This is a genomic window from Serratia oryzae, assembly GCF_001976145.1.
GTDB lineage: Bacteria > Pseudomonadota > Gammaproteobacteria > Enterobacterales > Enterobacteriaceae > Chania > Chania oryzae.
The window spans coordinates 505,953-529,949 of sequence record NZ_MOXD01000003.1; the positions used below are offsets into that span (position 1 = coordinate 505,953).

Sequence of the window (23,997 nt, forward strand, 5' to 3'; positions counted from 1 at the left end):
GGCCCCTTGCCATATCAGGCGGCCGCTGCGCGGCTACCCTCACTGCGCCACGGCGCATCACGGCCGGCTACGACAGGAGTCCCTGCCTGTCTCGCCTGAACGCGCCGTCCATGGCGCGTTCGCCTATGCGCCGCGTCTCCATTCGGCGCCTTCAATGGCGTCAACACCGGAGCTCACCTCGCCAATGGCAATTTCAACTAACAATGCGAATGGAAAGGTTGCCTCGTGATAACAGGTTCTGGTGTTGACGTTTGAGCATATCACTCCATTAGTTACGGCAATTCCCATTACACCTAGCTTAAATAGACGAAAACATAGAGTATGAGTCCCCCTACCGCTTCCTGTGCAACAGCAAATACACCGCCGGGATCACCAGCATCGACAACAGCGGCGCGCTCACCATCCCGCCGATCATCGGTGCGGCGATCCGCTGCATCACCTCCGAACCCGCGCCGCCGCCCCACATGATCGGCAGCAAACCGGCCATAATGGTGGCTACCGTCATCACCTTTGGCCGGACGCGTAACACTGCCCCTTCGCTGATAGCCGCCATCAGTTGCTGCTGGCTTAACGGCTCGCCGGGCTGACGATGCTTTGCCAGTGCTTGGTTAAGATACAGCACCATAATCACGCCAAACTCCGCCGCGACGCCCGCCAGAGCGATAAACCCCACCGCCCCCGCCACCGACAGGTTGTAATTGAGCAGGAACAGCAGCCATACCCCACCGATCAGCGCAAACGGCAGCGTTGCCATGATCAACAACGCATCACGCACGCTGTTGAAGGTGACAAACAGCAGCACGAAGATAATCCCGAGCGTTACCGGCAGCACGATCTTCAACTGGGCGCTGGCACGTTCCAAATACTCGAACTGCCCAGACCAACTGACAGAAACCCCGGCAGGCAGCGTTACCTGCTGTGCTACCGCACGCTGCATCTCTTCCACCGCCGATTTCAGGTCACGCCCGCGCAGATCGACATAGATCCAGTCAGAAAGCCGAGCGTTCTCACTTTTCAGCATCGGCGGGCCTTCGCTCAGCCGGATATCCGCCAATTCGGCCAGCGGCACCTGGCTGCCCGCCGCTGTCACCACCGGCAGCTCACGCAAGGCCTGCAACGAATCGCGGATCTCACGCGGATAACGCACGTTGATCGGATAACGCGCACGCCCTTCAATGGTTTCACCGATGTTCTCACCGCCCACCAGCGTTGCCACGATCGATTGCAACTCTTTAACCGAAACGCCGTAACGCGCCGCGCGCTGGCGATCGATATCAATATCCACATAGCGCCCACCGACAATGCGCTCCGCCAGCGCCGACGTCACCCCCGGAACCTGTTTCACCACCTGTTCGATCTGGTTGGAGGCGCGTTCGATATCGGCAATATTGCTGCCGTTAACCTTGATCCCCACCGGGCTTTTGATCCCGGTCGCCAGCATATCCAGCCGGTTGCGGATCGGCGGCACCCAGACGTTGGCAATGCCCGGCACCTTCACCACGCTGTCCAGTTCAGCCACCAGCTTGTCCATGGTCATGCCGGGCCGCCACTGCTCGCGCGGCTTAAAACGAATGGTGGTTTCCAGCATGGTCAACGGTGCCGGATCGGTGGCGGTTTCCGCCCGGCCAGCTTTGCCGAACACCGTATCCACTTCCGGTACGGTTTTGATCAAGCGATCGGTCAACTGCAGCAAGCGCGCCGCTTCGCGGGCAGAAATACCCGGCAACGTGGAGGGCATATACAACAGATCGCCTTCGTCCAACGGCGGCATGAATTCACTGCCCAAGCGGCTGAGCGGGTACAGCGTCAGCACCAGCAGCGCGGCGGAAACCCCCAGCGTGGTTTTGGGCCGCGCCAGCACCGCCGCCAACAGTGGTTGGTAGATACGGATCAGCCAGCGATTAAGCGGGTTGGCATGTTCGTCTGGAATGCGGCCACGGATAAAATACCCCATCAGTACCGGCACCAGGGTGATCCCCAACCCGGCGGAGACCGCCATGGCATAGGTTTTGGTGAAGGCTAACGGCGCAAACATCCGCCCTTCCTGCGCCTGCAGCGAGAACACCGGGATAAATGACAGCGTAATGATCAGCAAACTGCAAAATAGCGCTGGGCCAACCTCCACTGCCGCCTGCTCGGAGATACGCCAGTAATCCTGTGGGGTTGGCTGCTGCCCAGGGTGGCGCTGTCGCCACTGCTCCAGCACTTTGTGCATGTTCTCGATCATCACAATCGCCGCATCCACCATCGCGCCGATGGCGATGGCAATCCCTCCCAGCGACATGATGTTGGCGTTGACGCCCTGATAGTGCATCACCACAAACGCCCCGAGGATCCCCAGCGGCAAGGTGACCATCGCCACCAGCGCCGAACGGAAGTGCGACAGGAACAGCGTGCAGACCACCGCCACCACCAGGAACTCTTCCAGCAGTTTGAACGACAGCGTATCGATAGCATTCTCGATCAGTTGGGAACGGTCATAAACCGGCACAATCTCCACGCCCGGCGGCAACGTCTGCTGGATCTGCTGCAACTTCACCTTCAGCGCCTTGATGGTTTCCAGCGCGTTCTTGCCGTAGCGCATCACCACGATGCCACCAGCCACTTCGCCTTCACCGTTCAGTTCCGTGATGCCACGGCGCATTTCCGGCCCTTCACGCACCGTTGCAACCTGTGCGAGCAGGATCGGCACGCCGTCGCGCGCGCTGATCACCACGTTATTGAAGTCATCGAGCCGTTTCAGGTAACCGGAGGTGCGCACCATATATTCCGCTTCCCCCATCTCCAGCAGCGCCCCACCGCCCTCCTGGTTGGCATCCTGAATCGCACTGACCACCTGCTGATGCGTAACGTTCAACGCGCGCATACTCTCTGGATTCAGCACCACCTGATACTGACGCACCATACCGCCGACGCTGGCCACTTCGGCCACATTAGGGACAGTTTTCAGTTCGAACTTCAGCGTCCAATCCTGCAAGGCGCGCAGGTCCGCCAGACTATGCTTGCCGCTTTTGTCCACCAGCGCATATTCATAGATCCAACCCACGCCGGTGGCATCCGGCCCCAGCGCCACTTTTGCCTGCGCAGGCAACGAAGACTGCACCTGGCTCAACGACTCCAGCACCCGCGAGCGCGCCCAGTAAGGATCGGTGCCATCTTCAAACAGAATATAAATGTAAGCATCACCAAACATCGAAAAACCGCGTACCGTGGTAGCTCCCGGCACCGTCAGCATGGTGGTGGTCAACGGGTAAGTCACCTGATCCTCAATCACCTGCGGTGCTTTCCCCGGATAAGTAACGCGCACGATCACCTGTACATCGGAAAGATCGGGCAGTGCATCCAGCGGTGCCTTCTGCAACGCCCAAATCCCCCACGCGGCCAGCAGTATTGACGCCAGCAGCACCAGCAGACGATTGCGTATCGACCAACGGATCACCGAGGCAATCATGGGTGGCCTCCGTGCGCTGCGGCTTGCGGCAGGATTTGGCTGATGTGCGAGCCGTTTTCATCCACGCTGAAGTGGATCGTCACGTTACTGCCGATGCCGATCCCGGCAGGTAACCCGCCTTTCGGCAGGGTGAAATCCATGGTCATCGCTGGCCACTGCAATTCCGGTACCGGTGCGTGCGACAGCGTAATCTCATTGCCGTCCAGCGCCTCAACCACCGCCTGCGTCTGGTACTGTTTCACCGTTTGCTCCCCGGCCAACTGCGGCAGGGCGCTGCGCATGCTGGCTTCTGAATCGATCAGGAACTGGCCAGAAGTCACCACCTGCTGCCCGGCTTGCAGCCCCTGTTTGATTTCTACCCAGCCGCTTTGCGCTAATCCGGCCACCACCTCAACCGGGGTGAAATGGCCATTACCCGCCGCCACCAGCACTCGGTTACGATCGCCGTTGCCGATCAGCGCTTCCTGCGGGATCGCCAGCACCGGCTTGGCTGCGGCGTTTGCCGCCAGCGACACGTGCAGATACATGCCCGGCTTGAGCCGCTGCTGCGGGTTTTGCAGCACGATGCGCGCCTTGAAGGTGCGCGTCAGCGGATCAACGTTCGGCAGCAATTCGCTCACCTCGCCGCTAAAGCGTTCCCCCGGCCAACTGGCGGAACTGGCCTGTACTGCGTCCCCGACCCGTAGCAAGCCAGCCTGCGCCTGCGGATAATCGATCACTACCCACACCGGATCGAGGCTCGCCAGTTCAAACAACCCTTGCGTCGCCACGACCTGCGCACCTTCACGCACGTCCAGTTTGTTGATAAACCCGCTTTCCGGCGCGCTGACGGTAATACGCGTCTGCGGTTTGCCGCTGCGTTCCACCTGGCGGATAATTGCTTCCGGCATAAATTGCAGCGCTAAACGCTGGCGAGCGGCGGCGGTCAGCGCACCGTCCCCCAACGTGCGGATCGCCAGATACTCCTGCTGCGCCGCACTCCAATCCGGGATCCACAGTTGCGCCAGCGCTTCGCCCTTTTTCACCTGCTGCTGGCTGGCGCGCACGTAAAGCTTTTCAACCAGGCCGCTGGCGCGTGCGGCGATTACCTGCACGCTGCGCTCGTCGATCGCCACGCTGCCATAGGCGCTAATCTGCACATTCAGTTCGCGTAACTGTGCCGCTGCGGTGCGTACCCCCAGATTTTGCTGCTGGCGCGCGCTGATGGTGACGCCGCCGTCCTGTTCCTGCTCATCGGCATAGCGCGGCACCAGTTCCATGTCCATAAAGGGAGATTTGCCCGGTTTATCAAACCGCTGACCGGGCACCATCGGATCGTACCAATACAGGACCTGCCGTTCGGCTGCGCCGTCGGTAGGCTTCGCGACCGCAGTCTGCTGGGTGGCAAACCAATAACCGGCCACTCCGCCTGCCACCAACGCTGCCAGCAGCGCCAAGCTAAAACGCATTTTCATTGTGCTATCTCCTGCGGGGTAAGGTAGCGGATCGCGGCCCACAGTTGCGCCAGTTCGCGCGCCGCTTTACCGGCGGCAAGACGGCTGTCTAGCAATGCCCGGCGTGCTTCCAGCAGCGAAGAAAGATCGCTTTTGCCACTGCGATATTGCGCCAGTTGCAGCGCCACCCGCTGTTGTTGCAACGGGATGGCCTGTTGCTGCTGGCGCTGCCATTGGGTTTGCGCCGCCTGATATTGGGCCAACAGCGTATCGAGCTGCGCCTGATGATCGCGAATCAGTAGCGTCAGCTGGTCGTTGGCTTCCATGGAGCGGGAGAGATCGGCGGCATGGTCTTTGTCTTGCCGCTGTGAGCGGAACACCGGCAGATCGACGGTGAACATCACGCCAGCCAGATCTTCGTAACCATCGGCCCGTTTGCCGTAATACACCTCAACCCCCACGTCTGGGATCGCGGCAATTTCCGACTGGGCCGAACGGGCTTTCGCCACGTCGGCTTCGCGGCTGGCCTGCACCACTTCCGGGTGCTGTTTGATCGCCTGTTGCAACAGGTGACTTTCCGCAGGTAAGCGTTCAAAAGGCGGCAACGTGCCACCTGTGCTGGCTTCAGGCTGGCCGGTTAACTGCGTCAACCGTGCCTGGGCGATGGCGGCATCACGCTGTGCCTCACTAAGCCTATCCTGCATCGCCAGCAAGGTTAAGCGCGCGTCGATCACGTTAGTGGCCGGTGAGCTGCCGCTGGCAACGCCGGTATGCTGTGCGGCGATCTGGCGTTCACTCTCGTTGAGCAACGCCTGGGCGTCCTTCAGCGTTTGCTGGCTCAACGCCAGCTCCAGCCACGCCTGGGCAGTTTGCTGCTGCAGGCGAGCGCGGATGGTGGCGCTGCCCGCTGCGGTTTTACTCGCCTCGGCGCGCAGCGTATCCGCCTTGCGCTGGCGTTTACTGCTGCTGACGTAATCCTGCATGATGCCAACCCGTTCCATGGTCATGCCCTCCCGGGTCAAACGCCGGGCGTTGTTGCCTTGCACCGGCACGTTTTCAATACCGACTTTTAACTTGGGATCGGGCAGTTGCATCGCCGAATCGGCCATATTCTGCAAGGCATTTACCTGATGCTGATTGGCAGAAAGCTCAGCAGAGTAACGCTCGGCCGCGGCCAGCGATTGCTCCAGCGTCAGTACGGCAGCCTGCGTACTCGCCGTATAACAGGCAAGCAGCAACCAGCCCACCCGCAACGGGTGAGAAAGTAATGTGGACATGGTGCCCCCGCTATTGTTGGCTGGCGCTGATGGCCGTCAGTTGATAACCACCGTCAACCTGACGGAAGCTGAAATCAACCTGGGCTCCGGCAACCAACGCTGGCAATGGCGGTTGGGGCTGAAGAAAGTTCATGGTCATGGGCGGCCAGTTCAGGGCTGGGATCGCCGGATGAGCGAGCAATACCTTTTTGTCACTCCAGGCTTTAACAGTCCCGGTAGAGTGATAGACGGCATCTTCCGCTGGTGCGGCATGTTGGTGGTGTTGCATTTCCGCTGTCTGGGCGGCGGAAGAGAAAAACAGAGAGATGAGAATTGCAGTGATTAAACGCATAAGGATAGCTCCGTAATATAGTCAATAAACAACAGAAATCGCCCTCCTGGACGGCAAAGCGGATGTTTTGGCTATTCACGGAATCGGCAGAACGCAATCTCTGCCGGAGGGCCTGCTATCGGGGGCGTTTGCCAATCAGCATGGGAGAATTGCACCTGCTGGGCGGGTGCTGCCACCAACAGTTCACCGCTGGCAGGCAAGATCGCTGCCAAGGCTAAACTACTGTGATCCTGCTGCATCGGATCGGGAATGCAGTGCTTTTCACACAGCGGCCCGGCAGCCTGCATGCTGTCCATCGCCGGTTCGGCCACCTGCATGTGCATCATATGCTGCTCTGCGGGGGCTTGCGCGGTGAATTGCAGATGGCAGCCATGGTTGGCGATCGCCAATTGGCTGTTTAGCAGCAGCCAGCAGACGGCCAATAGCCATACGCCTGCGCGCTTCTTCGCGAAGCGCAGCCGATGCATGGATAAAGAGATGGACGCCAAAGCCGACATGCTGTGATTCCAAATGGATAAGCTTCGCCGAGTATATCGGCAGAAAATCACCTCAGGAATAAAATTTACACCCGCTGACAAAGCCGACTAACAACATTCCTGCAAACTGAAAATACTTTGATTTCAGTCAACTGGCAGCATGATAGAGATAAAAAAATCGGGCACGTTTTTAGCGTGCCCGACCGTTGAAACTTCTTGGCAGAAAAACTTATTTCTGCAGTTTACGCATCACCAGCGTCGCGTTAGTGCCACCAAAGCCGAAGCTGTTGGACATCACGGTGGTCAATTCGCGTTTGGTCGGCTCGGTCACGATATTCATGCCCGCCGCCTTCTCATCGAGGTTTTCGATGTTGATGCTTGGCGCAATAAAACCGTGCTCAACCATCAGCAGGCTGTAGATCGCTTCCTGCACACCCGCCGCCCCCAGTGAGTGGCCAGTCATGGCTTTGGTAGAGGAGATCGCCGGGGTGTTGTCGCCAAACACTTCGCGGATAGCCCACAGTTCCTTCACATCGCCAACCGGCGTAGAAGTACCGTGCACGTTCATGTAATCGATAGGGGTATCAACACCCTGCAGCGCCATTTTCATGCAGCGCACTGCGCCTTCGCCTGATGGTGCCACCATGTCGGCACCGTCGGACGTTGCGCCGTAACCGATGATTTCCGCATAGATATGGGCACCGCGCGCCAGCGCATGCTCCAGTTCTTCAACGACTACCATACCGCCGCCGCCGGCGATAACGAAGCCGTCACGCGCTGCGTCGTAAGTACGGGAAGCTTTTTCTGGCGTGTCGTTGTAGCTGGTAGACAGCGCGCCCATGGCGTCGAACTCACAGGCCATTTCCCAGCACAGTTCTTCACCGCCACCGGCAAATACTACGTCCTGCTTGCCCAGTTGGATCAGTTCAACCGCGTGGCCGATACAGTGTGCGGAAGTGGCGCAGGCGGAGCTGATGGAATAGTTCACACCGCGGATTTTGAATGGCGTGGCCAAGCAGGCAGAAACGCCGGAAGCCATTGCCTTGGTCACCATATAAGGGCCAACGCCGCGCAGGCCTTTGGCACGCATACCGTCGGAGCCCGCGACCTGGTTACGCGGAGAACCACCGCCGGAACCGACCACCAGGCCGGTGCGATCGTTGGAAACCTGATCAGCGGCCAGACCGGAGTCTTTGATCGCCTGCTCCATGGAAAGGAAGGCATAAACAGACGCATCGCTCATAAAGCGCATCACTTTGCGGTCGATCAGACCGGTGGTGTCCAGCTTAACATCGCCCCATACGTGACTACGCATGCCGGAATCTTTCAGCTCCTGAGAGAAGGTGATCCCTGAGCGTCCTTCCTGCAGGCTTGCCAGGACCTCCTGCTGGTTGTTACCAATGCTGGAGACGATTCCCAGGCCAGTAATCACTGCACGTTTCATTCAATACCTCTTCCACAATTTTACATTCGGGATTTTGCATCGCACTTTAGCGTACAGATGTACGCCGAACAAGTCCGATCAGAATGATTCCGTATTATATCTATCCGGTTTGCACCGCAAGAGCCGCGCCGTTAAAATCGTGCTACCTCTTGAATTACGAGCCATACACCGTGAGCCATGCCCCCATCCAAACCGCAGCGTTAAGCTGGAATGAACAGGGTACACCTGTTTCGAAACAGTTTGATGACGTCTATTTTTCTAATCAGGATGGGCTGGAGGAAACCCGTTATGTATTTCTGAACGGTAACCGGCTGCCGCAGCGTTTTAATCAGCATCCGCGCCCACTGTTTATTGTGGCGGAAACCGGCTTTGGCACCGGGCTGAATTTTCTCACCCTGTGGCAGGCTTTCGCCCGTTTTCGCACACAGTCCCCCGATGCGGCGTTACAGCGCCTGCACTTTATCAGCTTCGAAAAATTCCCGTTACAGTTAGCGGATCTGACGGCGGCGCACGCGCAGTGGCCGGAGTTGGCAGACTATGCCAGCGAACTGCGCGCCCAGTGGCCGCTGCCCTTACCGGGCTGCCACCGCCTGCTGCTGGCCGCAGGGCGCGTCACGCTCGACCTGTGGTTCGGTGACGTCAACGCGTTGTTGCCGCACTTCGATGCTAGCATCAACAACCAGGTCGACGCCTGGTTCCTTGATGGCTTTGCGCCGTCGAAAAACCCTGATATGTGGAGCGAGTCGCTGTTTGCTGCGATGGCACGCTTTGCCCGCCCGGAAGGCAGTTTTGCCACCTTCACCGCCGCAGGATTTGTGCGCCGTGGCCTGCAGCAGGCCGGTTTTAGCGTTGCCAAATGCAAGGGCTTTGGCCAGAAACGCGAAATGCTGAGCGGAACATTGCCTGCCGATACGCCGCTCGCCGCTAATCCACAGCCGTGGTTTCTGCGCCCGGCGGCCCAACATACCGATGACGTGGCCATTATCGGCGGCGGCATTGCCAGCGCGCTCACTGCGCTGGCCCTATTGCGGCGCGGGGCCAAGGTCACGCTGTATTGCGCCGATGCACAACCGGCAGAAGGGGCCTCCGGCAACCGCCAAGGGGCGCTTTATCCTCTGCTGAATGGCCGGGGTGATGCGCTGGAAAATTTCTTCAGCGCCGCCTTCCCTTTTGCCCGTCGCCAGTACGATGCCCTGCTGCAACAAGGGGTTGAGTTCGATCATCAGTGGTGTGGCGTCAGCCAACTGGCTTATGACGAAAAAAGCACCGCTAAGATTGCCAAGATCCTGGCCGTCAGTTGGCCAGCGGCGCTGGCGCAAGCGGCCGATCGCACCACCCTCAGTGAGTTATGCGCTATCGACACCGGTTTTGACGGCATCTGTTACCCGATGGGCGGTTGGTTGTGCCCTGCCGAACTGACTCGCGCCGCGTTAACCCTTGCTCAGCAGCAAGGGTTGATGTGCCATTATCAACATCGGCTCACTGGCCTGCAGCGTATGGGTGAAGGCTGGCAACTGCAATTTGCCACCGGGCACATCAGCGAACACGCCACGGTGATCTTGGCCAACGGCCATCAGCTAGCGGCTCTGGCCCAAAGCAGCGCGCTGCCGGTGACGGCGGTGCGCGGCCAGGTGTCACATATTCCTACCACGCCAACGCTGAGCAAGTTGCAACAGGTGCTGTGCTACGACGGCTATCTGACCCCGGTCAACCCAACCAACCAGCAGCACTGCATTGGTGCCAGCTATCAGCGCGGGGAGATTGATACGGAATATCGTGAAGCCGAACAGCAGGCAAACCGCGCACGTCTGCTGCGCTGCCTGCCAGAACAAGCCTGGCCACAGCAGGTGGACGTCAGTGGCCAGCAGGCGCGCTGTGGCGTGCGCAGCGCCGCTCGTGACCATATGCCAATGGTGGGAGCGCTGCCGGATTATGCAGCCACGCTGACGCAATACGCGGATTTACAACAACAACGCCTGCGCGGGGCGGCCATTGCCGACGCGCCTGTCTATCCGGGGCTGTTTGTGCTTGGCGCACTGGGCTCACGCGGCCTGTGTTCAGCGCCGCTGGCGGCAGAAATCCTGGCAGCGCAACTGTTTGGCGAACCCTTACCGGGCGATGCCGAGATGCTGGCAGCGTTGAATCCGAATCGTCTGTGGGTGAGAAAACTGCTGAAGGGGCGTGCGGTTTAACGACAGGGAAAACGGGTTCAGCCTGCCGAGCTGAACCCTGGTAATTATGCCGTGGCGAGTGCCGCCTGATACAGCCTTTCCCACATGCCCAGCACCAGTATCTGGTCGGGAGGGGAAAGCTCACCGGCAGCGATGGCTTTATCCAGGCTGCTTTGTACCCAAACGTTAAGCTGCTCGGCGCTCTGCTCGTGGTGCGCTTCGGCCTCTGCCACCGCCAGCGTGAGGTGACCGCGTAGGTAGCCACCGGCAAACAGTTCATCATCGCTGGCGTGTTCTACCATGTCATCAATCAGCGCCAGAATGCGCGCTTCGAATTCTTCGATCATCAAACGTCCTCATTATACCTGTCATACTTCAAGCTGCCGGTACGTTGGCTTTCCTCGCTCACCCCAGTCACTTACTTGAGTAAGCTCCTGAAGATTCACTGCGTCGCCGCCTTCCCGCAGCTCGAATTATTTAGGGTATACAGTTAAATAGGGTCAGTTAAGATCTTCCGGGTAAGGGAAATGCTCAGCCGCCAGCGGAGGCGTATTGTAGAACGATTGTAGCGCCTGAATAAACCGCGCAGGGCGTGTGGGTATTCCCTGCTCCAGCAGTTCCAGTACCCGAGTGCGGACTTTGCGTTGGAACGTGATGCGATCTGGTTCGCAATCCCCATTGAGATTGTCGCAACTGACGTTGAACGGGAAGCCTGCGGCAACGCAGAACATCCACTCCAGCGCTTGCGGCTTGATTTCTACCTGTTCGAATTCGCTCTGCGTCTGGGCATCGCGCCCGTCCGGGCAATACCAGTAGCCAAAATCCACCCGCTTGCGGCGCTCAGCCCCGGCAATGCACCAGTGAGAAATTTCATGCATACCGCTGGCATAGTAACCGTGGGCAAAGACGATGCGGTTGTACGGCAGTTCTTCGTCGGCTGGCAGATAGATCGGTTCATCATCGCCTTTGACCAGGCGCGTATTGTAATCATCACTGAAGCACTGGTTAAAAATTTCAATCAGTTGTGAATATTGATGGGTGTCTGGCATAAAAAAACTCAAATAACCACAAAATTAAGGCGGCAATTATACCTGATATCTTGCTGCGCGCCGCCCTTTTGCCCTGTTAAAAATGCAACGCCAGCCACTGCTGGATTTCTGCACCATGATTATCGTACAGCAGCTTGCAGCTCATGAGCAGCGAAACCACCACGATCATCGGCCGGATCAGTTTTTGCCCCTTGGTCAACACCATATGAGCTCCCATACGCGCACCAAGCACCTGGCCGACCAGCATCACCAGACCAATGCTCCATATCACTTTGCCGCCAATGATAAACAGCACCAGACTGCCCAAATTGGAGGTAAAGTTCAGCACTTTGGCATGGGCGGTCGCTTTAGCCAGGTTAAAACCACACAGCGTCACGTAGGCCAACGCATAGAATGAGCCCGCCCCGGGGCCAAAGAAACCGTCGTAGAACCCCACGCAGGCCCCGGCCACCAAACCAAATGGCAAGGCCCCCAAGCGGCGTTGGCGATCGCTTTCCCCCAAACGAGGAGTCAACAGGAAATAGACCCCGATCCCGATCACCAGCAGCGGTAACATCTGGCGCAGCAGATCGGCGCGCATATGCTGCACCAGAATCGCACCAATGACCGAACCGATCAGCGTCAGGAAGATCGTCAGCTTTTGCGTATTGAGATCAACCGCCCGGCGGCGGATAAAATACAGGCTGGCGGAAAAGGAACCGCCTACCGACTGCAGTTTATTGGTTGCCAGCGCCTGCGCTGGCGGGATGCCTACGGCCAACAGGGCGGGCACGGTCAAGAGCCCACCACCACCGGCAATAGAATCAATAAACCCGGCAAACATCGCTACAAAAAACAGTATCCCGAGTAGTTCGGGACCTAACAACAGCCCTTCCATAGATTGCCTGCTTGAAAATAAGGAGAGAACGACAAAACCACATTATTTACAACCAGAAAAAGAATAACGCCTCATGGCGAGGCGTCATGGTTGTTTTAATCAACGGCTGGCGAAATGGTTATCCAGCAATGCCTGGCAGCCCGGCGGCAACGGCGGTGGCTCTGTCTTGACCGGGTTGGCGTTCGGTTGCTGAGGCTTGAACCAGCTCATCAATTCTGCGCCACAGCCATCGCCGGCAGGTGGCGGAGCCTGATCCTCACATTCCCGGCTGCCCGCCGGGCAACGCAAGCGGACATGCATGTGCGCACGATGGGCAAACCACGGGCGCACCTTGTGCAACCAGTCGCGATCGGCCCCCGCATCCTGGCACAAACGCAGCTTAATTGCCGGGTTGACGAAGATGCGCGTCACTTCGCTATCCTTTGCCGCCAGCTTGATCAGCGACTCAATCTGTGGCTGCCACTGGCTATCGACCACGCGTTTGCCGTCGGCAGACACCAGATCGATCGGCTGCGGTTTGAGCAGTTGCTGCGCCGTCCAGCGCTGGCGCGGCAGTTGCAGCCAGATATCCACATCCAGCCCAGACTGATGGCTGGCATGGCCGCTGCTGAAACGCCCACCGGCAGGCATGCCCATATCACCAATCAGCACCGTGCCCAGCGCTTTCTGGTGTGCCTTGTCACTCAGGCGTTGAATAAACGCCAGCAGATCCGGGTGGCCAAAATAGCGCCGCTGATCGGTGCGCATCACCTGATAGCTCGGGGAATTTAACGGCAGCGGCTGCGCCCCAATGATGCAGCCATTGGAGAAACCGCCAATCGCCTGCGGGTTACCCGCTACCGGATGATCAATTTTCTGCCACGGCGTGAGCGCCATGGCTGCCCCTGAAGCCACCAGGGCGACGATGCCTAACATCCATTTATTCATCGCAATTACCAGCGTGGAACGTTACAAGTCACATCACCGTTTTGCGCCCGCTGGCGCAGCAGGTGATCCATCAGCACGATTGCCATCATCGCTTCAGCGATCGGTACCGCGCGGATGCCCACACAGGGATCGTGGCGGCCACGGGTGACCATTTCCACCGCTTCACCCTGGCGGTTGATGGTACGGCCCGGCACCATAATGCTGGAGGTCGGTTTCAGTGCCAGATGCGCAACTACCGGTTGGCCGCTGCTGATCCCGCCAAGAATGCCACCTGCATGATTGCTCTGGAAGCCTTCTGGGGTGATTTCATCACGGTTTTCGCTGCCGCGCTTGGTCACAACGGCAAAACCGTCACCGATCTCCACGCCTTTCACCGCGTTGATGCTCATCAGCGCATGCGCCAGATCGGCATCGAGACGATCAAACACAGGTTCGCCGAGGCCCACCGGCACATTTTCCGCCACCACCGTAACTTTGGCACCGATCGAGTCGCCCTCTTTTTTCAGCGCACGCATCAGTTCGTCCAACGCTTCCAGCTTATCGGGATCCGGGCAGAAGAACGGGTTCTGCTCCACCTGCTCCCAATCTTTCAGCTCACAGCTCACGTCGCCAATCTGCGCCAGGTAACCGCGCACCTTGACGCCAAACTTTTGTGCCAGATATTTTTTGGCAATCGCCCCGGCGGCCACGCGCATCGCGGTTTCACGCGCCGAGGAACGGCCACCGCCGCGGTAGTCGCGCACGCCATATTTCTGCTCGTAGGTGTAATCGGCATGCCCTGGACGGAACACATCCTTAATCGAACCGTAATCCTGCGAACGCTGATCGGTGTTTTCGATGATCAGGCCGATGCTGGTACCGGTAGTGACCCCCTCAAATACGCCGGAGAGGATCCGCACCTGATCCGGTTCGCGACGCTGTGTGGTATAGCGTGAAGTGCCTGGACGACGACGATCCAGATCGTGCTGCAAATCAGCTTCGGTCAACGGAATGCCCGGCGGCACGCCGTCAACAATACATCCCAGCGCCACACCGTGAGATTCACCAAATGTAGTGACGCGGAAAAACTGCCCAATACTGTTCCCTGCCATCACGGCTCCTTACAATTTGTCTTCGTTGGATTCATCAGCTGCGATAGAGACTGAAGTGGTCTTTGCAGTCAATCAGTTGCTGTTTGGTGAGCATAAACACGCCGTCACCGCCGTTGTCAAACTCCAGCCAGGTGAACGGGATGTCAGGATATTGCTCCATCAGATGCACCATGCTGTTGCCCACTTCACAAATCAGCACGCCGTCATCGCTCAGGTAGTCTGGCGCGCAGGCCAGAATGCGGCGCACCAGCTTCAGGCCGTCGCTGCCCGCAGCCAGACCCAGCTCAGGCTCAAAGCGGAATTCCTGTGGCAGATCGGACATGTCTTCGGCATCGACATACGGCGGGTTGGTGACGATCAGATCGTATTTGATCGCCGGAACGTCGCGGAACAGATCGGAACGGATCGGGATCACCTGATGCTCAACGCCGTGCGCCTGAATGTTACGCTCGGTAACGGCCAGCACGTCGGCAGAGATATCTACCGCGTCCACTTCCGCTTCCGGGAAGGCATAACCGCAGGCAATGGCGATACAGCCACTGCCGGTGCACATATCCAGAATGTAACGCGGCGGATGCGGGATCAGCGCGTTGAAACGATTGTCGATCAGTTCACCAATCGGTGAGCGCGGCACCAGCACGCGTTCGTCAACATAAAACTCCATGCCGCAGAACCAGGCTTTGTTGGTGAGATAAGCCACCGGAATACGTTCGTTAACCCGACGGATCACCCGCTCAACGATGCGGTGACGCTCGCTGGACGTGAGGCGAGCGGTGCGCATCTCCTCAGGGATATCCAACGGCAGGAACAGGCTGGGCAGAACCAATTGCACCGCTTCGTCCCACGGATTATCGGTTCCGTGACCATAGTAGATATTGGCAGCATTGAACCGGCTTACGGCCCAGCGCAGCATATCCTGAATGGTGTGCAGTTCATTCACTGCTTCTTCGACGAAAATTTTGTCCAATTTGCCCTCCAGCAGGCGCGGTGATTCATGATTTAGCGCCACAGTTTGCCATGAAGCCCGCGACAAATCAGCAGCAATAGTCGCGTTAAGCCCTTCTCGTTTACATTCAGCGCCAGTTTTGCGTCGACAGAACCCTTCGACAAGGTAAACTAGGCGCGCTCCTACAAATAAACTAAGAACGTATCAAAGCTCATGTAGGACGATATCCAGAAATAATATCCAGTGAGAAAATAATGAAGAATAAGCACCCACTGAGCAAAGATGAACTGCAGCTCTTCAGGGAGTCGGTGACCGGAGCGAGAAGGCTGCGGCAGGACACCATCGTCCACCCCAAGCCTAAAATGAAAACCCGGCAAATCTCCCCGCAGCGTTTGCTGCAGGAACAGGTCGATGCCAGTTTTTACTTTTCTGACGAATTTCAGCCACTGTTGGATGATGAAGGCCCAACGCGCTATATACGCCCCGGCAATGACCACTATGAATTAAAAAAGCTGCGCCGCGGGGATTACGTACCGGATCTGTTTCTCGATCTGCACGGCCTGACGCAGTTGCAGGCCAAGCAAGAATTAGGAGCGATGATCGCCGCCTGTAAGCGCGAGCACGTTCACTGTGCCTGCGTGATGCACGGCCACGGTAAGCACGTTCTCAAGCAGCAGACCCCTTTATGGTTGGCACAACACCCGGACGTGCTGGCGTTTCATCAGGCACCCAAAGAATGGGGTGGCAATGCGGCGGTGCTGGTGCTGATCGAACTGGAAGAGTAGCCGCGTAGAAATGACAAAGGGCGATGATTCACATCGCCCTTCCAACGGTGCCAACGCGCTTAGCAGACCTTCGCCATTACCTGTGACGGGCCGACCTGCCATGCAAAGGTGCCGCTGCTGCCATCAGAGGCCAATTCAACATTAGCAATGGCCGAGGTGGCAAACATCGGCGGGCATTCACCTGGGCACAGTTCAGCCACGAGATAACCGACCAATGGCAGGTGGGAAACCACCAGCACCGCACCGACCCCTTCTTTCGCCAAGACCTGCAGATAGCAACTCACTAACCCGGCGTCCCCGCCCGGAGTCAGTTCAGGCAGGATTTCTGCACCTTCCGGCAGTGTTAACGCTTCGCGTACCACTTCCAGCGTCTGTTCAGCACGCAGATAAGGGCTGACCAGCACACGTTCAATATTCACAGACTGGGCATTCAACCAAGCCGCCATCTGACGCGACTCTTCACGGCCACACTCAGTAAGAGGCCTTACTGAATCACTGGCTGCCTCAAGCACCGCCTCTCCGTGACGCATAATCAAAACTTGCATATTGCACCGCTGTTGTTGACAAAATAACACCATACAGAAACGCCGAGCGTGCTGTATCGCCGAGTTGCACTTAAGAGCACAAGCCCAAAGCAAAGAGCGTCAAAACGATAATGTGCCGTCTCTCTATGGCGGCCGGGCATTTTGCCTGAAAGTTCACGTAAAGAAAACGCTGTTTTTTGCATCAACAGTGCTCTAACGCAAATTCACTGCTCACATAACTATCGGTTGAACGGATTAAATTTTAACCTGGTTATGTTGAGTCCTTCGATGGCACTGAGCGATCCGCCATCGGTACGCTACGTTACCTCTCCCTTATCCCCCTGTACAGCATCCAAAATTGCAGTTGTTGCAAGGAGTGATAACGATCACAGTGCGGCCCTGATCAAACTGTAGCGCAAACCGGGCCGCCGTGCTGAGCAACTTCTCTACGGATAGAAGCGTTCGCCCTGCTCAGCCATGCGCTGCAAGCGTTCGCACGGTGCAAAATGTTCACCATAATGTTGCTGCAGATAGCGCAGAGTTTTTACCACCTTCTCCGCTTCAAGCTCGTCCATATAACGGAAAGGGCCACCGAGGAACGGTGGGAAACCGATGCCGAAAACCGCACCGATATCGCCATCACGGGCGCTGCGGATCACCCCCTCTTCCAGGCAGCGAGCCGCCTCGTTCAACATCAGCATCACACAGCGTTGGGCGATCACCGCATGCTGCATATGGGCTTTGGCGCTGACCCCTAATAGCGCATAAATACTGCTATCTTCACGTTTACGCGTTTGGCGTTTGCTCCCCTCAGCGGGATACAGATAGAAACCGCGGCCATTCTTGCGCCCTTTGCGGCCATCTTTAAGCACCGCGTCAAACGCCGCCGGAGCGGCAAAACGCGGCCCCAGTTCGGCAGCCAGGATCGGGATAATCTTGGTGCCGACATCGATCCCCACTTCGTCCAACAGCATGATCGGCCCGACCGGGAAGCCGAAATCCACCAGCGCTTTATCCAGCGATTCGATCGGTTCACCTTGCAGCAGGCAGCGCGCCGCTTCATTAATATAAGGAGCCAGAATACGGTTGACGTAAAAACCGGCGCGATCGGCCACCACAATCGCCGTTTTCCCCTGCTTCTGCGCCAGCGCTACGGTGGTAGCAATGGTTTCCTCACTGGTCGTCGCGTGCGGGATCACTTCCACCAGCGGCATTTTATCTACCGGGCTGAAGTAGTGCAGGCCGATCACCTGCTGCGGCCTGGCCGCCTTGGCGGCAATCTGGCTGATGGGCAGCGATGAGGTGTTGGAAGCGAAAATGGTATGCGGCGCAGCATACTGTTCAATGTCTGCCACCATCTGCTGCTTGAGGGTGATATCTTCAAATACCGCTTCCACGACGATATCAACGCGGTCAAACCCGCTGTAATCAGTGGAACCAGAGATCAGCATCATCTGCTTTTGCCGCTCGGCCGGGCGCATACGCTTGCTGCGCACCCGCTTCCCCAGCAGATCCCAGGTATATTTCAACGCGTGGTTAATTCCCTGCTCGTTCACATCCTTGATGCGCACGGGCAAACCCGCGCGCGTGGCGGTCACGCAGGCAATGCCGCCGCCCATCAGGCCACCGCCAAGCACACCAACGCGCTGCAACGTATGCGGTTGTGCCTCCCCCCCGTGCTCTTTTTTTAATGCTGTCGAAGCAAAGAACAGGCTGCGTAACGCGGCCGACTGTGGCGTCATCGCCAGTTCACCAAACGCGCGGGCTTCCGCTTCATAACCGCTGGCGTTGCCCTGATCCAAACCGCTGCGGACCACCTGAATAATGCGTTCCGCTGCCGGATAATTACCGTGGGTTTTTTCCAGAGTTTTTTTGCGCACGATGCTAAACAGCAGGTGCCTGCCCAGCGGGCCGTTGAGCAAGCGATCCTGCCACGGCAGTGCGCGGCGGGGTTTCCAGCCTTGTTTCACTCGCTCAACGGCGGCCTGCAGCAAGATCGACTGAGGCACCGCGTCATCCACCAACCCCATGCGCAACGCCTGCCGGGCGCGAACCTGCTTGCCGGTCAGGATCATATCCAGCGCATGACGCGCACCGATCAGGCGCGGCAAACGCTGCGTACCGCCGGACCCCGGCAACAGACCCAGTTGCACTTCCGGCAGGCCGAGCGCCGTTTTGTCATCCAGTGAACATACGCGGCCATGGCAGGCCAACGCCAATTCCAACCCACCGCCAAGACAGGCACCGTGAATGGCGGCGATAACCGGCACCGGGAAGGCGGCAATCTGTGCCAGGGTGCTCTGCCCTTTTTTGGCTAAGGCTTCGGCCTCTTTGGCACTTTTGCAGGCGGCAATCATGGTGATATCAGCACCGGCGATGAAGGAATCCGGTTTGCCAGACAGGATCACCACCCCTTCCAATGCCGGAAACTGCTGGGCTTTGAGCAGCACTTCATTGACCTGTTCAACAAACTCCGCTTTCAGGGTATTCACCTTTTCCCCAGGCACATCAATGGTGATCACACCGATATTGTCTGGGCGCAACATCAGATGAAATGCCGACGCTTTGGCGCGCTGTTCATGCAGTGCATTTTCGAAGCTCATCATTCCACCTCCACGATCATCGCGGCACCCAATCCACCCGCCGCACAGGCCGTCGCCAGCCCCAGCCCACCGCCACGCCGTTTGAGCTCATGCAGTGTCTGAGTAATCATGCGGGCTCCGGTGGCAGCAAACGGGTGGCCGTAAGCAATCGAGCCCCCCAGTACGTTAAATTTCTCCATATCCACCTCACCAATCGCCTGGTCACGCCCCAGTTTCTGCCGGGCAAACTCCACGCTGGCAAACATTTTCAGATTAGCCAGCGTTTGTGCGGCAAAAGCTTCATGCATATCAATCAGAGTGAGGTCAGCCAGGGTAATCCCGGCGCGCTCAAGCGCCAGCGGTGTGGCATAAGAAGGGCCAAGCAACATGTCTTCCCAGACGTCGATGGCGGCAAAGGCGAAGCTGCGCAAGTAACCCAGCGGCTGCAAGCCAAGCTCTTTGGCGCGGGATTCGCTCATCAGCAATACGGCAGCGGCTCCATCAGTCAGCGGGGTGCTGTTGGCCGCAGTCACGCTGCCGTGCTTACGGTCAAACGCCGGTTTCAGCCGGGCATAGGATTCCAGACTGGAGTCTTTGCGAACGTTGTTATCTTCAGCAAGCGGCGTTTTATAAGGGGGAACGTAGGCTGTCATCACTTCATCGTGCAGTAGCCCCTGTTCCCAGGCTTTGGCCGCAAGCTGGTGCGAACGATGAGCCAGCGCATCCTGCTGTTCGCGGGTAATGCCGTGGGTTTTTGCCATCTGTTCCGCGGTATCTCCCATGCGCAGGCCGGTAGAATACTCGGCCACTGCTGGCGGTACCGGCATCAGATCGCGGAATTTAAGCTTGCTGAACAGCTTCAAACGTTGCGACAGGGTACGGGCTTTGTTGACGTCCACCAGCGTGCGCGCCAGCGCCTTGCTGACGCCGATCGGTAATACCGAAGAGGAATCCGCCCCACCAGCAATGCCGATACTGATGCTGCCCGCCATGATGCTTTCCGCCACGTTGGCAATCGCCTGGAAGCTGGTGGCGCAGGCGCGTGAAACGCTATAGGCATCGGTATGCACGCTCATGCCGGTGCCGAGCACAATTTCCCGCGCAATATTAGGCGCTTCAGGCATTTGCACCACTTGGCCAAATACCAGTTGTTCGATCAATGCCGGGTCAATGCCCGTACGAGCCAACAATTCACTCACCGCTGTTTTACCGAGATCGACCGCAGGAATACCGTGGTAAGCGGTGGCCTGTTTGGCGAAAGGGGTACGTAATCCATTAACGATAGCGATACGATCGCCATTGCGGGTAACCAACGGCAGTGTCTTACTCATAAACGCTCCTGAAGATAGGCCGTCAACATAACGGACAAGAAGAGGTCTGACCTGATGAAGCCATTGTTAACCAAATGTTTATATTTGGCAAACCAACAGAAGTGAAAACTGGGAGCGGGAGCAACTTTCAAGCAGGAGATAAACAACCTGCGTAAGAAGCCCTACGCAGGTTTGGAAAACAATTAACGCAGACCAAGCTGGAAGATCAGGGTTTCAGCCTGGCAGGCGAAAGTGAAATCAATATCCAGTTGCACGCCGCCGTTCACCGGTTTAATGCTGCTGCTGATATCACAAGGATCCGATTCAACGCCGCGTGCTTTTTCTGTCAAGGCAGCCAACGTTTCCTCTGCTTCCTGCTGACTGGTAAATACCCGGCTATAGGAAGCGGTGCAATCGGTATTATCCATGATGGTGCCCACATCCATACAGCAACAGGCCGCGGTTTCCTGAGTGCTGCATTTATTAATTGCATCTGACATGTTTAAAATCTCCTCACGGGCTGCATCAAACTCGCCCAAAAAAAGCCATTGATGATCTGGCGCAAGTAAATAAGATACTGCGGTTATTTTACGCCTCGGGCAGGCCAATCACTAGCCTTACTTTTTGTAAGTGCTTCAAGCGTTGAAAAACATACAACGGAGACCGCTGCCTGCTAAGAAAGAGTAAAAGTTTCATTGTTTTTTCGCTTTTTTTGTTATGCAGATCTCTTTTTTGATATCATTTTTGAAATAAATACAAAACAAACTTGCAACAACACAACAGGTCGGACCTATAATTCAGCCACTGGTCTGATTTGTCTAATTGCGAACAGACCCCTACAATTATTTTTCATTGTTACCTCGTGTAACATAGTTTAAATAAAAATATAAAATGAGGTTTTGGTCATGAGCCAGAAAAACCTGTTCACTAAATCAGCTCTTGCAGTTGCAGTGGCGATTATCTCTTCAAACGTATATGCCGCAGGATTCCAACTGAATGAGTTCTCGTCAGTCGGTTTAGGGCGTGCTTATTCTGGCGAAGGCGCAGTAGCGGATACCGCCGCGTCAGGAAGTCGTAACCCGGCGACCATGATGATGTTTGACCGCCCCTCTTTTTCCACAGGTGTGGTGTTTATCGATCCTGATGTAGACATCTCAGGCACCTCACCTTCAGGCCAGAGCCTGGATGCGAAGAATATCGCGCCAACCGCCTGGGTACCGGACCTTCACTATATCCACCCCCTGAACGAACAGTGGGCTGTCGGTGGCTCCGTAACCAGCAACTATGGCCTGGCCACCGAATTTAATAACAGCTACGCCGCTGGCCCTTTTGCGGGTAAAACCGACCTCACCACCATAAACCTGAACCTCAGCGCCGCTTACCGTCTGAATAAACATTTCAGCTTCGGTTTAGGTTTTGACGCGGTGAACGCCGATGCCAAACTTGAGCGTTATGTCGGTGAAAGTGGTAAAGCTCTGGGGCTTCCAGCCGACACACAAATTTCCAAGCTGGATGGTAACGAATGGGGCTACGGTTGGAATGCCGGTATTCTGTACGAAGTGGATGAGAACAACCGCTACGGTTTCACCTATCGTTCTAAGGTAAAAATCAAGTTTGACGGCGATTATAGCAGCCAGTTGCCTTCAGCCCTTAACCCGAGACTATCAGCGAAAAGCTTTCCATGGGGCACCGATGGCAACACCATCCCGGGCTCTCTGGACCTCAATTTACCAGAAATGTGGGAAGTCTCGGGTTATAACAAAGTAGACCCACAGTGGGCGATCCACTACAGCATGACTTATACCAGTTGGAGCCAGTTCCAGGAGTTAAGAGCTACGGGTAGCGACGGGCAACTGCTATTCCAAAAGCATGAAGGCTTCCGTGACGCTTACCGCATCGCGCTGGGTACCACTTACTACTACGACGATAACTGGACCTTCCGTGGCGGTATCGCCTTCGATGATAGCCCGGTTCCGGCACAAAATCGCTCTATCTCGATCCCGGATCAGGACCGTACATGGGTAAGCGCCGGGGCAAGCTACGCCTTCAACAAAGATGCTTCCGTTGACGTAGGTATCTCGTATATGCACGGGCAGAGAGTAACGATTAAAGAAGGTGATTACACCTTCCGTTCTGAAGGTAAGGCCTGGTTGTACGGTGCTGGATTCAACTACCGTTTCTAATCGGTTCTGCTGAACAGAAAGCGCCGGGATAATCCCTAGTGCTTTGTCAGTTAAGCTTTTAAGTAAGGCCGCAGCGGATACCGTTGCGGCTCTTTTTCATTATCCAAACATTTTCTTGAAATGTTCATTGATATTTTTGTTAGGTATCAATCTGTCTACAGTAAAATCCAAGGAGTCAGAGACTGCAATACCTTTTCTTAGTTCTTGAGGAAAGTCTTCAATTCCGCCATAAATGGTTGGTACCATATAACGATAGTAATCCCCCATTTCAGTATCCCCTTCATATCCTACAGGATAATCTTCCTTTGGTTCATTGCCTTCAACTGCTTGATAGATAAACAACCCCTTGTTAGCTACAAGGTTCGCATCACTAGACAATCTGTTCTCTAAAAAAATCCTGTCGTGATGTGCTTTCAGACTATTTATGTCTTTAGGACCTATCCACGAAGGAAACATATCTAGCTTATAATCACCTTTTTTATCTTCGCATATAGGTTTATATTTACCAGATTCCTCATACAAATACTCCGATATTGAATCCAGACTATCTTCGGCGCCTTTCATGCTTAATAAACATGAGGGTAAATTCCCCCAACGATTATTTAGAAATATCGCAACCCTCCCATTCTTATCAATTCCATACCATGTAACTATAACTCCCCCACCTGGTTTCCAATTAGGTTCTAAGTCGTATGTCATTTTTTTACTCCTTCTGGCCATGTGGTCACACAATTTTTACACGTATCTACAACATATTGCGCATCCAGTTTATTTTGGTTGTCTTGATTGTTAGCGCCACAGTAACGGTCATAAATCTTGGCGTTGACACCTCTTCCAGTTGCTGGATATAGCACGTTTGTGACTGGTTTCGCTGCGTCTGCTGTTCAAGGTCCGCGAGTAATTTCAACGCCAGAGCGCGCAGTTTATCGGGGTCTTTTGAGGTCAGCAAGGCATCGATATTCATGTGAGTATTTTATCAACACGACACCACATTGTCATTGATAATCAATGTATTAATCACTGTCTTTCGTTATTTCCAGCCGGTTAAATCCAGGCCATCCACCCGCTGCCAGTCAATGCCTTTCATCAACCAGTCGGTCTGTTCGGGTGACAGCAGCCAGGCGACATCCCCTTGCCGGG

Annotated in this window: 21 protein-coding genes; 3 read left to right on the forward strand and 18 right to left on the reverse strand. The window is 56.3% G+C overall.

The features are described from left to right. Window positions 1–331: 331 nt before the first annotated feature. The 6 genes from BMI79_RS08280 to fabB all read right to left on the reverse strand — a co-directional run bounded on the left by BMI79_RS08280 (window position 332) and on the right by fabB (window position 8,412). A complete protein-coding gene (locus BMI79_RS08280) occupies window positions 332–3,451 on the reverse strand; it encodes an efflux RND transporter permease subunit (RefSeq protein WP_076941654.1) in 3,120 nt (1,039 codons plus the stop codon). Then, window positions 3,448–4,905 (reverse strand): efflux RND transporter periplasmic adaptor subunit, encoded by a 1,458-nt coding sequence (locus BMI79_RS08285; protein ID WP_076941655.1) that lies wholly within the window; start codon window positions 4,903–4,905, stop codon window positions 3,448–3,450. The genes BMI79_RS08280 and BMI79_RS08285 overlap by 4 nt, the downstream gene beginning before the upstream one ends. Next, window positions 4,902–6,161, reverse strand: coding sequence for a TolC family protein (locus BMI79_RS08290; RefSeq protein ID WP_076941656.1), 1,260 nt, complete (start codon window positions 6,159–6,161; stop codon window positions 4,902–4,904). Before BMI79_RS08290 ends, BMI79_RS08285 begins: the two co-directional genes overlap by 4 nt. A 10-nt stretch (window positions 6,162–6,171) precedes the next feature. Next, window positions 6,172–6,492, reverse strand: a complete 321-nt coding sequence (locus BMI79_RS08295) for a copper-binding protein (RefSeq protein ID WP_076941657.1) — start codon at window positions 6,490–6,492, stop codon at window positions 6,172–6,174. 71 nt (window positions 6,493–6,563) lie between these two features. Continuing rightward, on the reverse strand, window positions 6,564–6,989 hold the full coding sequence (locus tag BMI79_RS08300; protein WP_076941658.1) for a hypothetical protein: 426 nt from the start codon (window positions 6,987–6,989) through the stop codon (window positions 6,564–6,566). Between the two features lie 208 nt (window positions 6,990–7,197). Continuing rightward, entirely contained in the window at window positions 7,198–8,412 is a 1,215-nt protein-coding gene (fabB, locus tag BMI79_RS08305) for a beta-ketoacyl-ACP synthase I (RefSeq protein WP_076941659.1), read from the reverse strand. A 170-nt stretch (window positions 8,413–8,582) separates the two neighbouring features. Here fabB and mnmC point away from each other — a divergent pair, with 170 nt between their 5' ends. Further along, window positions 8,583–10,604, forward strand: a complete 2,022-nt coding sequence (gene mnmC, locus BMI79_RS08310) for a bifunctional tRNA (5-methylaminomethyl-2-thiouridine)(34)-methyltransferase MnmC2/FAD-dependent 5-carboxymethylaminomethyl-2-thiouridine(34) oxidoreductase MnmC1 (RefSeq protein WP_076941702.1) — start codon at window positions 8,583–8,585, stop codon at window positions 10,602–10,604. A gap of 44 nt (window positions 10,605–10,648) precedes the next feature. On the opposite strand, the gene BMI79_RS08315 is transcribed toward mnmC, so the two are convergent. The 6 genes from BMI79_RS08315 to prmB all read right to left on the reverse strand — a co-directional run bounded on the left by BMI79_RS08315 (window position 10,649) and on the right by prmB (window position 15,494). After that, window positions 10,649–10,930 carry a YfcL family protein gene (locus BMI79_RS08315; RefSeq protein WP_076941660.1) on the reverse strand — a complete coding sequence of 94 codons (282 nt, stop codon included), beginning with the start codon at window positions 10,928–10,930 and terminating at the stop codon, window positions 10,649–10,651. Between the two features lie 153 nt (window positions 10,931–11,083). After that, a complete protein-coding gene (locus tag BMI79_RS08325) occupies window positions 11,084–11,632 on the reverse strand; it encodes an elongation factor P hydroxylase (protein ID WP_076941661.1) in 549 nt (182 codons plus the stop codon). A 76-nt stretch (window positions 11,633–11,708) separates the two neighbouring features. Beyond that, a complete protein-coding gene (locus BMI79_RS08330; protein WP_076941662.1) occupies window positions 11,709–12,509 on the reverse strand; it encodes a sulfite exporter TauE/SafE family protein in 801 nt (266 codons plus the stop codon). Window positions 12,510–12,608: 99 nt separating this feature from the next. Beyond that, window positions 12,609–13,436 carry a penicillin-insensitive murein endopeptidase gene (gene mepA, locus BMI79_RS08335; RefSeq protein WP_076941663.1) on the reverse strand — a complete coding sequence of 276 codons (828 nt, stop codon included), beginning with the start codon at window positions 13,434–13,436 and terminating at the stop codon, window positions 12,609–12,611. Between the two features lie 5 nt (window positions 13,437–13,441). Further along, entirely contained in the window at window positions 13,442–14,527 is a 1,086-nt protein-coding gene (gene aroC / locus BMI79_RS08340) for a chorismate synthase (RefSeq protein ID WP_076941664.1), read from the reverse strand. 34 nt (window positions 14,528–14,561) lie between these two features. Next, on the reverse strand, window positions 14,562–15,494 hold the full coding sequence (gene prmB / locus BMI79_RS08345) for a 50S ribosomal protein L3 N(5)-glutamine methyltransferase (protein ID WP_076941704.1): 933 nt from the start codon (window positions 15,492–15,494) through the stop codon (window positions 14,562–14,564). A 233-nt stretch (window positions 15,495–15,727) separates the two neighbouring features. Between prmB and smrB the strand changes: the two genes are divergently transcribed. Continuing rightward, entirely contained in the window at window positions 15,728–16,258 is a 531-nt protein-coding gene (gene smrB, locus BMI79_RS08350) for an endonuclease SmrB (RefSeq protein WP_076941665.1), read from the forward strand. Window positions 16,259–16,317: 59 nt separating this feature from the next. Here smrB and sixA read toward each other — a convergent pair whose 3' ends face one another. From sixA to BMI79_RS08370, 4 genes are all read right to left on the reverse strand, one after another. Further along, window positions 16,318–16,803 carry a phosphohistidine phosphatase SixA gene (gene sixA, locus BMI79_RS08355; RefSeq protein ID WP_076941666.1) on the reverse strand — a complete coding sequence of 162 codons (486 nt, stop codon included), beginning with the start codon at window positions 16,801–16,803 and terminating at the stop codon, window positions 16,318–16,320. A 425-nt stretch (window positions 16,804–17,228) separates the two neighbouring features. After that, the gene (fadJ, locus tag BMI79_RS08360) at window positions 17,229–19,385 is read right to left on the reverse strand and encodes a fatty acid oxidation complex subunit alpha FadJ (RefSeq protein WP_076941667.1); all 2,157 of its coding nucleotides are present in this window, start codon (window positions 19,383–19,385) and stop codon (window positions 17,229–17,231) included. After that, window positions 19,385–20,695, reverse strand: coding sequence for an acetyl-CoA C-acyltransferase FadI (fadI, locus tag BMI79_RS08365; protein WP_076941668.1), 1,311 nt, complete (start codon window positions 20,693–20,695; stop codon window positions 19,385–19,387). The genes fadJ and fadI overlap by 1 nt, the downstream gene beginning before the upstream one ends. Before the next feature lie 182 nt (window positions 20,696–20,877). Next, entirely contained in the window at window positions 20,878–21,174 is a 297-nt protein-coding gene (locus tag BMI79_RS08370) for a YfcZ/YiiS family protein (protein WP_197091731.1), read from the reverse strand. A 405-nt stretch (window positions 21,175–21,579) separates the two neighbouring features. Between BMI79_RS08370 and fadL the strand changes: the two genes are divergently transcribed. Next, the gene (gene fadL / locus BMI79_RS08375) at window positions 21,580–22,857 is read left to right on the forward strand and encodes a long-chain fatty acid transporter FadL (protein WP_076941669.1); all 1,278 of its coding nucleotides are present in this window, start codon (window positions 21,580–21,582) and stop codon (window positions 22,855–22,857) included. Window positions 22,858–22,956: 99 nt separating this feature from the next. Here fadL and BMI79_RS08380 read toward each other — a convergent pair whose 3' ends face one another. Together BMI79_RS08380 and BMI79_RS08385 are read right to left on the reverse strand one after the other, a co-directional pair. Further along, on the reverse strand, window positions 22,957–23,556 hold the full coding sequence (locus BMI79_RS08380) for a hypothetical protein (RefSeq protein WP_076941670.1): 600 nt from the start codon (window positions 23,554–23,556) through the stop codon (window positions 22,957–22,959). Window positions 23,557–23,602: 46 nt separating this feature from the next. Beyond that, a complete protein-coding gene (locus tag BMI79_RS08385) occupies window positions 23,603–23,821 on the reverse strand; it encodes a hypothetical protein (RefSeq protein ID WP_076941671.1) in 219 nt (72 codons plus the stop codon). Window positions 23,822–23,997: the final 176 nt, after the last annotated feature.

Coding starts and splice junctions, on each gene's coding strand:
- BMI79_RS08285 (WP_076941655.1), bottom strand. CDS start 4,905: ATGAAAATGCGTTTTAGCTTGGCGCTGCTGGCAGCGTTGGTGGCAGGC.
- mepA (WP_076941663.1), bottom strand. CDS start 13,436: ATGAATAAATGGATGTTAGGCATCGTCGCCCTGGTGGCTTCAGGGGCA.
- BMI79_RS08280 (WP_076941654.1), bottom strand. CDS start 3,451: ATGATTGCCTCGGTGATCCGTTGGTCGATACGCAATCGTCTGCTGGTG.
- sixA (WP_076941666.1), bottom strand. CDS start 16,803: ATGCAAGTTTTGATTATGCGTCACGGAGAGGCGGTGCTTGAGGCAGCC.
- BMI79_RS08380 (WP_076941670.1), bottom strand. CDS start 23,556: ATGACATACGACTTAGAACCTAATTGGAAACCAGGTGGGGGAGTTATA.
- BMI79_RS08315 (WP_076941660.1), bottom strand. CDS start 10,930: ATGATCGAAGAATTCGAAGCGCGCATTCTGGCGCTGATTGATGACATG.
- smrB (WP_076941665.1), top strand. CDS start 15,728: ATGAAGAATAAGCACCCACTGAGCAAAGATGAACTGCAGCTCTTCAGG.
- aroC (WP_076941664.1), bottom strand. CDS start 14,527: ATGGCAGGGAACAGTATTGGGCAGTTTTTCCGCGTCACTACATTTGGT.
- BMI79_RS08300 (WP_076941658.1), bottom strand. CDS start 6,989: ATGTCGGCTTTGGCGTCCATCTCTTTATCCATGCATCGGCTGCGCTTC.
- fadL (WP_076941669.1), top strand. CDS start 21,580: ATGAGCCAGAAAAACCTGTTCACTAAATCAGCTCTTGCAGTTGCAGTG.
- fadJ (WP_076941667.1), bottom strand. CDS start 19,385: ATGAGCTTCGAAAATGCACTGCATGAACAGCGCGCCAAAGCGTCGGCA.
- BMI79_RS08385 (WP_076941671.1), bottom strand. CDS start 23,821: ATGAATATCGATGCCTTGCTGACCTCAAAAGACCCCGATAAACTGCGC.
- BMI79_RS08290 (WP_076941656.1), bottom strand. CDS start 6,161: ATGTCCACATTACTTTCTCACCCGTTGCGGGTGGGCTGGTTGCTGCTT.
- BMI79_RS08325 (WP_076941661.1), bottom strand. CDS start 11,632: ATGCCAGACACCCATCAATATTCACAACTGATTGAAATTTTTAACCAG.
- fabB (WP_076941659.1), bottom strand. CDS start 8,412: ATGAAACGTGCAGTGATTACTGGCCTGGGAATCGTCTCCAGCATTGGT.
- BMI79_RS08370 (WP_197091731.1), bottom strand. CDS start 21,174: ATGTCAGATGCAATTAATAAATGCAGCACTCAGGAAACCGCGGCCTGT.
- BMI79_RS08330 (WP_076941662.1), bottom strand. CDS start 12,509: ATGGAAGGGCTGTTGTTAGGTCCCGAACTACTCGGGATACTGTTTTTT.
- BMI79_RS08295 (WP_076941657.1), bottom strand. CDS start 6,492: ATGCGTTTAATCACTGCAATTCTCATCTCTCTGTTTTTCTCTTCCGCC.
- fadI (WP_076941668.1), bottom strand. CDS start 20,695: ATGAGTAAGACACTGCCGTTGGTTACCCGCAATGGCGATCGTATCGCT.